This window comes from Paenibacillus mucilaginosus 3016, from assembly GCF_000250655.1.
In the GTDB taxonomy this organism is placed as follows: Bacteria; Bacillota; Bacilli; order Paenibacillales; family NBRC-103111; genus Paenibacillus_G; species Paenibacillus_G mucilaginosus.
In genome coordinates, this window is record NC_016935.1 from 3,995,787 (window position 1) to 4,007,795 (window position 12,009).

Here is a 12,009-nt window from a genome sequence, read left to right on the forward strand (position 1 = left end):
TCCGAATACCAAAGTCCGCTCAAGCCAGGAGGCAGCGGAATCGCTCACCCCTTATAATGAAAATCCGGTATCGCCGACCATCTGCGGCGCAGCTCATGGGCCGAGGCTTTCGGTTTTCTCTCCCGGGTAAATACTCCTTTTTTGTTGCCCTGCACGCGGATAATCCCTTGACTCGTTTGAAAATCCGCGAAATTCCACACCTGCTCCCCAACGAAGCATTGGAATTCATCGAAGATGTCATGGTTCACCCTCAAATACTCCACCTGGTATTCTTCCGTGAACATCACCGGATCGACATCGTGCAGGCCCGCCACCGTATCGGCGCCGTATTCCGTGATCATGACCGGCTTGCCGGGGCAGCGCTCGGTCCACTGCCGCAGTTCTTTGCGGAGCATGACCCTGGCCGCCGCCAAATCGCCGCCTTCGCTGTACCAGCCGTAATAGCGGTTCAGCGCCAGCACATCCACGAGCTCCGCCACTTTGCAGGTCTCCGGTGTGGACCACCCGTGGGTGACGATGGTGACCGGACGCTGCTGCGGGTCGCAGTCCCGGGTCAGCTGGACCAGCGGCTCGAAATATGCATAGGCTCCTTCCTCTTCGGAAGCGGGTTCATTGGCGACGGACCACATGACGACGCAGGGATGATTCTTGTCCCGTGCAACGAGCTCCCGGATCACGTCCTGATGGTGCCCGAAGGTTCCGACGTGCTCCCAGGTGTTCCTTCGGTTCTTTTGTCCAAACAGGGTCGCCGAGAAATTCAGATGAACCCCGACCGCCGGCACCTCGTCGATGACGACGAGCCCTTCCCGGTCCGCGAGCCTCATGAGTTCCTCGGAATAAGGGTAATGCGCAGTGCGGAACGAGTTGGCTCCCATCCATTTCATCAGGCGAAAGTCGGTCACATTCACCGCTTCATCGAAGCCGCGGCCGTGAATCGGGGAATCCTCGTGCTTGCCGAAGCCCTTGAAGTAAAACGGCCTGCCGTTGATGAGGAACTGTCCGTCCCTCACTTCCACCGTACGGATCCCGAAGGGCTGCTCGTACACGTCAATGACTCGAGCGTCCTGCTCCAGCTCCACCCGGAGCGTATAGAGATAGGCGTTCAGCGGCTCCCAGAGCCGGGCTGACGGAAGACGAAACTGCCCCTTGGCGCCCTCCAGCCGGGCGATGACCAGGCCTGATTCGTCGATGACGCTTGCTTTTACGCCGGCTTCCCCTTCGATTAACACTTCATAATGGACGATGCCCGTCGTGTCCTCCACATCCGTAACGATGGTAATATCCTTGATATAGATGGCCGGCGTGGTATACAGTTTGACGGGCCGGTGGATACCGGCATAGTTAAAAAAGTCAAAGTTCGGATGGTTGCGCACCACCTTCCCCAAGCCCTCTATGTCGGTTTCCCTGTAGACGCCTACCGGCAGCGTCGTTTCGTCGACGATGTTGTTCACGGCTACGGTCAGCCGGTTACTTCCCGGTGTGATGAGGCTCTGAATATCCGCCTCAAAGGGAGTGAACCCTCCCTTATGCTCCGCGGCCATCACACCGTTCACATACACCTTCGCCGTATGCGTAACAGAGCCGAAGCGCAGGACAAGCCGCTGGGAAGCCAGCATGGCGGGAACCGTGAATTCGCGCTGGTACCACACCCACCCGACGTGGCTGCGGATGTCTGCGTCGACCCCGACATCGTTGTAGGAGGCGGGAACAGCCATGGAAATCGCATCGGTAAGCTTCTTTTCGTACCATGCTTCCTCAAAGCCTTTGCCTTGGTCCAGCCGGAACGACCAAATGCCGTTGAGATCCAGTATGCCTCTGGTTTCGGTGGCGATAGGGTAGAGCATAAAGAACACTCCCATCTTTTTTGTAATCGCTATCATTCCTCTATTATACTTAGGCCAAACGGTTTTCTATAAGATTCAATTAACGTTTAGAGGACTATATTAACATCAAGGACGGAACAAGCGATGGATCAAGAGGCAATGATTTCAGCAGCAACGACCGTATACTACCTGACCGATCTCAACACTTATCTGTGGGACGAAGCGGCCGGGCTTCAGCTATCCTTCGAGCGTATCCCGCTGCCGGAGTTTCTCAAGGCGCCTCAGGCGGCCGAATTTTCGGCGATGCGGTCCGCGGCGCGGCTTCATCCGGAGGAGGCCTGCGTCTATACGAATGAGCTTGGCATGTCTTACGCTGCCGCGCTGTGGGAAGGGGAGGGGAGGCTGTTTGCGGCCGGTCCTTTTCTGACGCAGACTCCGGAGTTGTCCAAGCTGGCGGCCGTATCGAAGATCGATCAGAACAAGCGGATCGTTCTGGAAGCTTTTTTCCGCGGGCTGAAGCTCATGGGGCATTCCAAAATCCGCAGCATCGCCCGTATCGTAGGAGGGATCAGGGAGCTTCCTCCGATTACTCTGCATTATTCGGATGTGCGTCAAGCGCAGGCGGATCCGGGGGGACCCAAGGGATTCTCCCTGCGGGAGGTGCTGAATCAGCCGGACCCCGGCAATGCCGATCTCATTGAGCTCAGGTACACCATGGAGAAAGAAATGATGCATGCGGTCGAGCTTGGGGACGCGGCGAGGCTCAAGGAAGCGATGCGGAAATCGCGCGACTTGTTCGACTTCTCCGAGCGTTATCCGGGAAGGCCGCTGCGGGCTGTCAAAAATGGCCTCATCGTCTTACATACGATTCTGCGGATCTCGGCGGAGCGGGGGAAGGTGCCTCCTTTTTTCCTGCATCAATTATCGGAGAAGATCGCGATAGAGATCGAGCGGCTGGAGAGCCTCGAGATGCATCAGAAGCTGGTGGAGCGCATGTGCCTGGAGTACTGCTCCCTGGTCAGACAGCATACGCTTGCGGGGTGCTCGTCCCTCGTCCGGAAGGCGGCCGGTTATCTCGAGGTGCATCTCGGTCAGCCGTTCGACCTCCAGGGCTTGGCCCGTTATTGTCTGGTGCATCCGGCGCATCTCTCGAGACAATTCAAGAAAGAAACCGGCTGTACGCTGACGGATTATCTGAACGGTCTGCGAATCCGGGAAGCCAAGGTGCTGCTCCGGGGGGACCGCAGTGCCATAGAAGAGATTGCGTCGAGGGTGGGGTTTGAAGACCCTGCGTATTTTGCCCGGGTGTTCAAGAAGCAGGAAGGCGTGACGCCGTCGCAGTACCGGAATTCGGTGGATGGATGATGGGTGTGGAATATGCGGGGAGCGATATTAGGGTTGTCCCTGCTGATTCGGGTTCGGATCATGGTTAGCGAGTCGACAAATATGCACAAGGATTAAATGAGCTATCGGATGTATTGAAATAGCGGAGAGTACGATAGAGCGTAACAACCAGGGAGCGTATCACTATGTGCGATGCCGCTCCCTTCTGCATTGAAAGAACGGACAAGTGCAACTTACCGATCGTAAAAAGCGTCCAATATGAAGTAAATATTTATAATAATAGAAGATATAGTCAAAGAGGAATTGTACAGTGTATTTTTCTGTCCGGCTAGTATATTAGAAATGAATTCAAAAGAGTAATGGTGGGAGGGAATGGTGGAGTAAATGGTGATCTTGAGCTTTAACAGGAAAATACAGCTGCTTATGGCGGGTGCCGGAGTGCTTTCTATTTTCGTTGCTTTTGTTTATCTTCTAGGTTTTTATAGTACGGAATTCATGGGGCCTGAACAATCACCGAAAATTCCGCAAGCAGACTTTTGGGCATTCGTGAGTTTGGCATTCGGTGTGTGCCTTCTAGGATTACTTGCGTTCTCCTACTCCAGGCAAACGGATAAGAAGTTAATTCTTGCGAGCACGTATGGAATTATTTTTCTAGCCTTGATTCAAATAGCACCCCTGCTGATGTGGTCGTTAACTAGTGTATTTTATCCAGCCAACTTGGTCTAGACCATTCCCCACATTCTTGTGGTTTGGCTTTCGGTTTGGCTTTGCCGGTTATTTACGAACAAAACAACTTAGAGTGTGGTCACCAATTAAAGCCCAAGTGGGATTACTCGCTGGGAGAGGAAGAATTTTCTCATAATTTAAAATCTCTGCAATGGGTGCTAGAGGAATTGAACATAGAAAAATCCCTGTCAAAGTCGTCTGGATGCCCGTGAATTTCAGTCATGAATATCCGGCACAGTCGTACTGGGGACCTTTGCAGCAAAAAATCCAAGGTATCCTTGAAGAATATAACATTCCTGTTCTTGATTTAAGAAGTGCTTATACAAACCAGGATTTTCATGACTTCGTACATATGGAGAGGACAATCGGTGCACCGAAATTTACAGATGATCTTAGCAACTGGTTGGAGCAATCAAAACCAACCGAGAATGTTCACTACAAATAATCATGGGTCGACGTTCAACTAACCGAGTGTATCAGCGCGACAACACCTTGAGGCTGCCGGCACGATTAGCGGCCTTGCTGATGTGATCAGGCAGGATAATTCGGGAAGATGTTATAAAATGTTGCGGAAAATGCTGGACTCTGGATAGATCTGAAGGAGGCGGAAGGATGGCTTTAGTAAAAGACAGTACGAGCCATAAGGAGCTCGAAATCATGCATCAATCCATTTGGAGGGAGCTCCAAAACAGAGAAGAGTCGTTCGCCCGTCAATTTTTGAATAGAGAAATGGAAGAACTGCTCAAGGGGACGAGGGAGATTAGCATCAAGTCTTATCTTTCTGTGAAGGAATTTTTGACCGCTGCACTTGCAGGAATCTCTTTTGTGGTGATCATGACTTTGATCATTCTTCAACTGCCTTGAGATGGCTGGAGGGAAGGGTTCAGATCGCTCGTCATAAAAAAGTTTGGGGACAATACTATTCCAAAAGGACAGGATCCACTTCATGAACTTAATCATCCTATGCGTGATCGCCGCGGTCATCTATTTCCTTCTGATCTTTCCGACCCAGTGGCTCAAGACGGAACGGGTTCGCTCTTCTTGCGGTCTAGGCATCCGGGTTCTCCAGATCAGCGATCTGCATGTCGAGAAGCTCCGGATCGCTCCGGGCAGATTGACCCGGCTGATTCAAGAGGAAGCACCGGATTACATTGTGCTCACGGGAGACTTTACCCAAAGGTCCCGCCATCTACCCAAGGTGCAGCGGTATGCCGAAGCGATTACCAAGCCGGGTATTCCGGTGTTTGCCGTATTAGGGAATCATGATCACCGCCTGAGCCCGGCCGCGCTTCAGGAGCTCATCCGGATTCTAGACAATGTGGGGATCCAAGTTCTCAGGAATCAGTCCACCGCCGTGGATCACTTTCACATTGTCGGCATTGATGATTACAGCAGCAGGAAAAGCAAGGTGGATCAGGCATTCGAGCATGTGGATCCGAGCCAACCGATCCTGGTCCTGGCCCATGACCCCAATGTGATTCCTCATATTCAGCGCAGGTATACTTACCTGATGGCCGGCCATTTTCATGGGAAGCAGTTCAACGTGCCCCTGCTCTTCCGTTTCATTAACAAAGGCAGGCTGGCAGCAGCGGGCATCTACAAGGGAATGCACACAGGCACCCATGGCCCGTTCTACATCTCCAAAGGGATCGGTCAGGCGGGGGTGAACGCCCGGTTCCTGATTCGCAGCGAAGTTACGCTGCATGAGCTCTGAAGAGTGAAACGAAGACAGCAAACGTAAGTTTGATTATGGAGCAGATGCCGCGCGGCATCTGCTCCTGTTTTGTTTGAACCCGGTTAAGCGGGGACGGCAGACAGATTGAAGCCTTTGCGGATGAGCCATACGGCAAGGATCATTTCATTGGCTGCCACCGGCAGCGCCAGCAGCGCACCCCAGACCGAGAGCTGAGAAAATACACCGAACATAACGAGCAGGGCACACAGAAAAACAAGCACCGACCCGGTCATCCCCAGGATGGGAATAAACCGCGGGACGAGCCTGGACTTATAAAAGATATAACTGTACAGCATCGTGTTGATGCCCAGCATGAAGTTGGGACCGAGCAGGAAGGTCCAGTCATGTACGGCTTTGAGCGAAGCGGCGGAGGCGTAAAAAGAGGCGGGATCCGGAGCGGCTGCAGCTGCATATTCGCGGCCTAAGGTCAAGAGGGCGAGTACGCTGATGATGCCGACCGTGATGACGACGGCCTCGAGAAATCGGAAGAGCACATGACCGAGCGCCAGGGTTTCATTGTATCTCCGGAGATACGGGAACATGGTAATCGAGGTGCCGACGGCGGAACCGACGAGAATCAACTCCATCACGGCGCCAAGGATCACCTGGTTAGAGTGTGCGGGGCCTTGAATCAGGGGATCGGTACTGTTCAGGATCGGATCGTACAGAAGAAGACCTGCTACCGCTGACACCGCCGCAAGGATAAACAGAACGCCCGCCATTTTGGCGGCTTTTTCATTGGAATTCATTTGGACAGCTCCCTTCAGATTATCATTCACTGGGTGGATCTCCGTAGAAGAATACCTCTTCCAAAGGTAAACCAAAGGCGTGTGCAATGCGGAAAGCCAGCTCCAGCGAAGGGGAGTAGTTTCCCTTTTCCAGAGCCACGATGGTTTGTCTTGTTACGCCCACCTTGTCAGCCAGCTGCTGCTGCGTCATTTCATTATGGTTGAACCGTAATTTGCGGATGTGATTGCCGACAAGAATTTTGCCCATCTTAGACCCCTCTGCGGTAGTGATAAAGTTTGGTAAAGGACCCGGTCACATCGGAGATGAATCCGGAGGCGATGAGGATCATGAACATCACCTGGGACGGCTGATCGATGACCAGCGAACCCATGGCAAGCAGGAAGCCGAGGACAAAGACAAAGAACGAATTGCGGAATGCTTTCAAGTCAATCAGTTGATCCAGTTCATCCGCGAAGGTCGGTTCCTTCTCCCCGGTAGTGATCCTGAAGATGATGTTGAACACGATGCTGATCAGGATATGCGCGAGGATGGAAACCAGAGTCAAGCTGAGTACGAAGGAACCCCAGAACCGGAACGCTTCCGACGATTCCACCGCCCCTCCGGGATACTGCGGGTACATGTACAGACAGTAGAAGACGAAGATGAGGACGGCACTGATCAGGGATACGATGCTTTTTTTTTCTTGATAGGTCATGCACTGCGCCACCTTTCGAATGTGGAGTTAAGTTTGTTATACACAATGTAATCTATACCATTCACAATGTCAAGTTAAGTTTACATCAGCTAAACGGTTACTGCCAAGAGAACAGCAGCCCATGAAACCGCTCGTGAGGCAATAGCGGATGCTACCAAGGGAGCCTCACTGCGGAAGGCCTTGGATCATCCGTATCCCGGGAATGCCAATCTCATTGAACTCAGATACACCATGGGGAAAGAAATGATGCACACGGTTGAACTTGGAGACCCGGCGAGGCTCAAGGAAGCGATGCGGAAGTCTCGTGACTTATTCGATTTCTCTGAAGCGTTATCCGGGAAGGCCGCTTAGGGTCTTCAACAATGGCCACATCATCTTAAATATGATTCTTCGGATCTCAGCAGATCGGGGGAAGGGGCCTCCTTTTTTCTGTAGAAATCAGCGGCTGGAGAGCCTCGAGATGCATCAGAAGCTGGTGGACCGCATCACCTGGAATACTGCTCTCTGGTCAAACAGCATGCGCTTGTGAGTGGGTGGCCCTCGCCCGGAAGGTGACCGGATATCTCGAGGTGCATTTCGGGAAGCCTTTCGATCTCCAAGGCTTGGCCAGCTATTGTCTGGTACATCCGGCGCATCTCTCCGGACAATTCAAGCAAGAAACAGGCCGTGTACTGACGGATTATCTGAACGGCCTGCGAATCCGGGAAGCCAAAGCACTGCTCTGGCAGGACGGCAGTCCTATGGAAGAGATAACGTCGAGGCAGAGGTTTGGGGAACCTGCGTATTTCGCCCGAAAGCACGGATGCGTCACGCAGTCGCAGTAACAGAATTCGGCGGATGGATGAAATGATTGTTCAACACAAACAAAATAGCCTTTTCCTATGAATAGAGGACAAGGCCGCTTTATGAAGGATTATGTTATTTTTTCTACGTATACCTCGGTTACTTCCACAGTTTTCAGACCGGACCAATAAAATCGAATTTCTTTCGTTGCGTCGGCTGTTTCTGCTGATATATTAACTAATAGCGAGAAACAGTCCTCGTTATTTTGTAACATAGTGATATTTTGATAAGCATATAGAGTGAAATCGGGTATCCATACGCCCATGGCAAATATACCTATTGGAGTTGGCGTAGCATTGGGTGTCCTTATGTGTAACGAAAAACGGTATAAGCCAGGAGTCATTGAAGAAATATAATGACTTATTAAAAACCCGGCTTTATCTTTATTCGCAAGGGCTAGTCGACCTAAACTTAGCCCATAGTTATCATATCGCAGTTCTCCAATCATACCTTTAATTAATTTTATGTCATACTTATAAAGCTGTCCGATCTCCGATGGAAGGTCAGTAGTTAAGTTCCTTGGGGCAGGAGTGGTATTTGCTTTTGCAAACGGTCCGTTTAATAAATTGTTTTTCCAATAAGGTTCACAGTACTCACTTGAGAATAAATATTCCATGAATTTCTGGTTATTTTTAATGGTGTTCGTTGTATTTTGGTCATTCTGCAACAACTTTAGGATGACGGATCTTGCTTCGGAAATAGTATGGACCATAGCCGGTGAGGGCTTATCGGCAAGTCTTCCAAGTAAACTGTCGGAGTAATAGATCACAGGGGTTCCTACGATGCTTGCCTCGACAGGCGAATAATTCACATGGCGAATTTCATGGGAGTGATAATAAAATACAGCGCTGCTTTTATATAACTCCACTAACTGTTCATCACTAACATTGCTGAGTACGTGGGGGTCGTTTACGGGGCTCAGTTGCTGGCCTACGATAAAATGCGGCAGATCGCCAAATGCTTCTTTAAATCCCCTGTATATATTCGAGTAATACGGATTATCATTGATATGCGGACAAACAAAGAGGATATGTTTGCCGGACCCGTGCCACGTATTTGCATGAATCCAGAATGACCGATCAAGTCCTATAGGAAGATAGAGAGCCCGATCTTGTAAAAAAGCAGGTTCACATTCAGCCAATTGAGTATATCCTTGACCGAACCAAAATCGATTTTCCATTTTTGGTTTCAGGGATTCAAACTCGGGAATCACATATTGCAACACGGTGTTATAGGTAAGTTCATTCTGCAGACCGAACGCTCGGAATATGATTTGGCCTTTAAACTTGGTTAATACTTCTATGAGAGGATATCTTACTGCTATAGTAAAAACGGTGCCAAAGTAATGATTGATTAATGCTGTTATCTCCTCAGGCCACTCATTAGCGTAAAAGTTAAAGGAATTAAGGGTAAGAAGAGCTTCTTTAGGTATGGTAAGGGAGGAATCCGCTTCATAACTAACTCCCCCACTCCGAAAGTCGGGATCATTACTTGGAATTACTTTAGGTACAAACACTTCAAAACCCAGATTGTGAAGGATTCGAACTTCGGAGCGCAAAAGAGTCTTATGGTTAAGAAGCCAAAGTATTCGTCGATTCTTATCTTTCATGCAGCACCTCCTAACCGGACCAGGGTTAATCATAATTTATCCTACCTTTTCTTGTTCAGCGACTGCTACATATTGTATTAATGCATGAGTACTTATGTGTTGGGCAGGCATAATGAAATCATCCTTTATTTGAAAATCTAATAAACCAGTAAATTCATATGCGAGAAATTCAAAGTCAAAAGGATCCAGTTTTATTTCTTAGATATTCTATATGTTGCATCATATACTCTTGAAAGGATAGATTGAATTTTCCAAATGCGGCAAAACACCTGTCCTGAGAGGAAATGAAGCTAAGATTTAAATGCTTGATAACGCTGGGATAAATGGGCTGGGTCCAAGAGTGAAAATACGGTTCGAAAGAAATATCCGCAATTTCATGTCCGCTTATTCCGAGCATAGAAATAATTTGTCTGGCAATATAACTTGTGACATAAAATTTAGGATGATTTACCGTATAGAATAAATACTGATCCCGAAAGTTGTTTTCAATATAATTGGATATGGAGATATTCAAGTCTTTTTCCCTTGACCTTAGTTGGATTAAAGTACTGTTTAAAATAGTAGTTACATGGTGATGTGAATAATAGTCTGGATCTGACAAAATAGCGAGAATCTCATGAATGGGTTTCCCCTGCTGGACTAATGCCATCACGCCCGTATCGGCATAGGGAAAGTCTGGAAAACCGGGATCTTTGATATAGTGTGGAAAGTACCCAGTGAAATAACAATTGGGATATGAAATTCGGATGGCATTAGCCGGCAATTTGGTCATTATATAGTCAGTTGACAAGACAGGGCTGAAAGAAGGGCTCACATGCTGGTAGATAAAAAGCTCACAATTAGTTAAGTAGTGGTCGGATATGCCTGCTACTTTGTCCAGTAAATGCACCGGGAGTTCGAGAATGTTAAAATACTTAGTAAACGTACTGGATGTAAGTAAATGGTTTCGTATGGGAAGTACCTGACAATTTCCATATATAATGCAGTTTCGTTTCATTCTGAATCTCCTCCAATGCTGTAGTTTTCTCTCTTCATATTAATATGATAGAAAGATAAGCATGGATTCAGGCGATACCATTATTTTTAGGAAGATACTTCCTACCTATCACGTAACGAAACGGCCTTAATCCTGTGCAATAACGGGACTAAGGCCTCTTAAGTAAGCTTTACGAAGGGTGAGAACGTAGCGTTCAGCAATGGAATCCATGATAAGCTGGGATCATTCACTCCACGTAATACGATTTCTTCATAGAAATCGTAGTTGTTGACCATTTTACAAGCAGGAAGGACCCAGCGTCCGCTCTACGCCAGGTTCCGTTCTGCTAAAGCAGGCCAAGCTCGGTAAGCCGTTGGCGGATCGCTTGGCCGGACGCTTCCGGAGTGAGAAGCGAACGTATGGTTTGCTGTCCGGCGGAAGCGACCTGCCGCCTCCAGGGTTCGTCGGCTGCAAGCCGCTGCATATAGCCTGCCGCCTGGACAAGATCCGGCTCCGCCCAGATTTGATGAGCCTTGTAGGGTCCTGCCCCCTCACCGATCTCTTGCAGGGTGTAACCTACTGCGCAGCAGTTCTCCGGATTCATGAACGAGGTATTCCCGGACCACAGCGTGCCGATGACCGGCTTGCCCAGATACATCGATTCGGCCATCACCGAGCCGAAGCCCTCCGAGCGGTGCAGCGAGACGAACACGTCACAGCTGTCAATCAGCGCATAAACATCGCTTCGCGACAAGGTCTGCTCGATCAGGAAGATGTTCGGATACTCCGCTAATGCGGCCCGGAGCTGATCTACCTCAGCGGAATTGCTTTGGGCATTATTGATCTTGACGACGAGGCCGACATTCGGGTCTGCAGGGGCAAACGCCTGCTTGAAGGCCTCTATGGCGCCCTGCGGATTCTTCCTGAGGGCGGTGCTGTTGACATCGTACATCACGAGGAACAGAAATGAATGCCACGGTAGTGCCAGCCGGCTCCGTACTTCCGTGCGGTCGCAGGTCGAATCAAACTGCAGGCCATATGGCACATAATGCACCGGTAATGCGGTGCTCTTGGCAATGGTGTCCCGAACGAAGGGCGAAGGGGTCCAGATCTCGTGCAGCCAGGTAAAACCGTCATTCCATTCTTCTGGGAGCTCGGTCAGCTCCCAGGCCCAATAGCCGATATTGTAACGATTCCGGAAAAACTCTTCACCATAGTGCTCGCGGACAAGCCTCATCTGATCGCCGTTGATATGAATCAGATTGACTCGGTAGGGATTGTCAGCCTGCTCCCGATGAGCCCATGACCAATCCTCCATTCTTGCCGAGTTTCCGAGTTCAAAGTTGTTGACTCCAAATGGGATGCCCACCGTATCCATGGCCCGGGCCAGGAAGCGCGCCCCTTCGCCGAGTCCCATCTCGGCACGGGTGTAACCAACGAGGTTCACTCCGGCAGCAGGCTGTGCCGTGCGGGACGAAGAGGCGGCTGCGGGCCGTCTTTTCCGGCTTT

At 50.0% G+C, this 12,009-nt stretch carries 13 protein-coding genes; 6 read left to right on the forward strand and 7 right to left on the reverse strand.

Going from position 1 to position 12,009, the window contains the following annotated elements:
* Window positions 1-44 precede the first annotated feature (44 nt).
* A complete protein-coding gene (uidA, locus tag PM3016_RS17405; protein ID WP_014370323.1) occupies window positions 45-1,844 on the reverse strand; it encodes a beta-glucuronidase in 1,800 nt (599 codons plus the stop codon).
* A 123-nt stretch (window positions 1,845-1,967) separates the two neighbouring features.
* Between uidA and PM3016_RS17410 the strand changes: the two genes are divergently transcribed.
* The 5 genes from PM3016_RS17410 to PM3016_RS17430 all read left to right on the forward strand — a co-directional run bounded on the left by PM3016_RS17410 (window position 1,968) and on the right by PM3016_RS17430 (window position 5,607).
* Window positions 1,968-3,188 carry a helix-turn-helix domain-containing protein gene (locus PM3016_RS17410; RefSeq protein WP_014370324.1) on the forward strand — a complete coding sequence of 407 codons (1,221 nt, stop codon included), beginning with the start codon at window positions 1,968-1,970 and terminating at the stop codon, window positions 3,186-3,188.
* A 363-nt stretch (window positions 3,189-3,551) separates the two neighbouring features.
* The gene (locus PM3016_RS17415) at window positions 3,552-3,893 is read left to right on the forward strand and encodes a hypothetical protein (RefSeq protein WP_014370325.1); all 342 of its coding nucleotides are present in this window, start codon (window positions 3,552-3,554) and stop codon (window positions 3,891-3,893) included.
* A 151-nt stretch (window positions 3,894-4,044) separates the two neighbouring features.
* Window positions 4,045-4,338, forward strand: coding sequence for a hypothetical protein (locus PM3016_RS17420; RefSeq protein WP_041619158.1), 294 nt, complete (start codon window positions 4,045-4,047; stop codon window positions 4,336-4,338).
* A 167-nt stretch (window positions 4,339-4,505) separates the two neighbouring features.
* Window positions 4,506-4,757 carry a hypothetical protein gene (locus PM3016_RS17425; RefSeq protein ID WP_014370326.1) on the forward strand — a complete coding sequence of 84 codons (252 nt, stop codon included), beginning with the start codon at window positions 4,506-4,508 and terminating at the stop codon, window positions 4,755-4,757.
* 82 nt (window positions 4,758-4,839) lie between these two features.
* Window positions 4,840-5,607, forward strand: a complete 768-nt coding sequence (locus PM3016_RS17430) for a metallophosphoesterase (protein ID WP_014370327.1) — start codon at window positions 4,840-4,842, stop codon at window positions 5,605-5,607.
* An 83-nt stretch (window positions 5,608-5,690) separates the two neighbouring features.
* Here the strand turns inward: PM3016_RS17430 and PM3016_RS17435 are convergent, their stop codons facing one another.
* The 3 genes from PM3016_RS17435 to PM3016_RS17445 are packed head-to-tail and all read right to left on the reverse strand — an operon-like array spanning window position 5,691 to window position 7,072.
* Window positions 5,691-6,377, reverse strand: a complete 687-nt coding sequence (locus PM3016_RS17435; protein ID WP_014370328.1) for a DUF4386 domain-containing protein — start codon at window positions 6,375-6,377, stop codon at window positions 5,691-5,693.
* A 22-nt stretch (window positions 6,378-6,399) separates the two neighbouring features.
* Window positions 6,400-6,624 (reverse strand): helix-turn-helix transcriptional regulator, encoded by a 225-nt coding sequence (locus tag PM3016_RS17440; RefSeq protein ID WP_014370329.1) that lies wholly within the window; start codon window positions 6,622-6,624, stop codon window positions 6,400-6,402.
* A 1-nt stretch (window position 6,625) separates the two neighbouring features.
* Complete coding sequence (locus PM3016_RS17445) at window positions 6,626-7,072, reverse strand: hypothetical protein (protein ID WP_013917023.1); 447 nt, start codon at window positions 7,070-7,072, stop codon at window positions 6,626-6,628.
* Between the two features lie 569 nt (window positions 7,073-7,641).
* Between PM3016_RS17445 and PM3016_RS41145 the strand changes: the two genes are divergently transcribed.
* Window positions 7,642-7,896, forward strand: coding sequence for a helix-turn-helix domain-containing protein (locus tag PM3016_RS41145; RefSeq protein WP_330217413.1), 255 nt, complete (start codon window positions 7,642-7,644; stop codon window positions 7,894-7,896).
* A gap of 89 nt (window positions 7,897-7,985) precedes the next feature.
* Here the strand turns inward: PM3016_RS41145 and PM3016_RS17455 are convergent, their stop codons facing one another.
* The 3 genes from PM3016_RS17455 to PM3016_RS17465 all read right to left on the reverse strand — a co-directional run bounded on the left by PM3016_RS17455 (window position 7,986) and on the right by PM3016_RS17465 (window position 11,947).
* A complete protein-coding gene (locus PM3016_RS17455; protein ID WP_014370330.1) occupies window positions 7,986-9,524 on the reverse strand; it encodes a WbcT protein in 1,539 nt (512 codons plus the stop codon).
* A gap of 175 nt (window positions 9,525-9,699) precedes the next feature.
* Window positions 9,700-10,521, reverse strand: coding sequence for a WcbI family polysaccharide biosynthesis putative acetyltransferase (locus tag PM3016_RS17460; protein WP_014370331.1), 822 nt, complete (start codon window positions 10,519-10,521; stop codon window positions 9,700-9,702).
* A 325-nt stretch (window positions 10,522-10,846) separates the two neighbouring features.
* On the reverse strand, window positions 10,847-11,947 hold the full coding sequence (locus PM3016_RS17465; protein ID WP_238540535.1) for a glycosyltransferase: 1,101 nt from the start codon (window positions 11,945-11,947) through the stop codon (window positions 10,847-10,849).
* Window positions 11,948-12,009: the final 62 nt, after the last annotated feature.

Bases quoted from the DNA above. Each gene is read 5' to 3' on its own strand.
- uidA (WP_014370323.1), bottom strand. From the start codon at position 1,844: ATGCTCTACCCTATCGCCACCGAAACCAGAGGCATACTGGATCTCAAC.
- PM3016_RS17410 (WP_014370324.1), top strand. From the start codon at position 1,968: ATGGATCAAGAGGCAATGATTTCAGCAGCAACGACCGTATACTACCTG.
- PM3016_RS17415 (WP_014370325.1), top strand. From the start codon at position 3,552: ATGGTGATCTTGAGCTTTAACAGGAAAATACAGCTGCTTATGGCGGGT.
- PM3016_RS17420 (WP_041619158.1), top strand. From the start codon at position 4,045: ATGGGTGCTAGAGGAATTGAACATAGAAAAATCCCTGTCAAAGTCGTC.
- PM3016_RS17425 (WP_014370326.1), top strand. From the start codon at position 4,506: ATGGCTTTAGTAAAAGACAGTACGAGCCATAAGGAGCTCGAAATCATG.
- PM3016_RS17430 (WP_014370327.1), top strand. From the start codon at position 4,840: ATGAACTTAATCATCCTATGCGTGATCGCCGCGGTCATCTATTTCCTT.
- PM3016_RS17435 (WP_014370328.1), bottom strand. From the start codon at position 6,377: ATGAATTCCAATGAAAAAGCCGCCAAAATGGCGGGCGTTCTGTTTATC.
- PM3016_RS17440 (WP_014370329.1), bottom strand. From the start codon at position 6,624: ATGGGCAAAATTCTTGTCGGCAATCACATCCGCAAATTACGGTTCAAC.
- PM3016_RS17445 (WP_013917023.1), bottom strand. From the start codon at position 7,072: ATGACCTATCAAGAAAAAAAAAGCATCGTATCCCTGATCAGTGCCGTC.
- PM3016_RS17455 (WP_014370330.1), bottom strand. From the start codon at position 9,524: ATGAAAGATAAGAATCGACGAATACTTTGGCTTCTTAACCATAAGACT.
- PM3016_RS17460 (WP_014370331.1), bottom strand. From the start codon at position 10,521: ATGAAACGAAACTGCATTATATATGGAAATTGTCAGGTACTTCCCATA.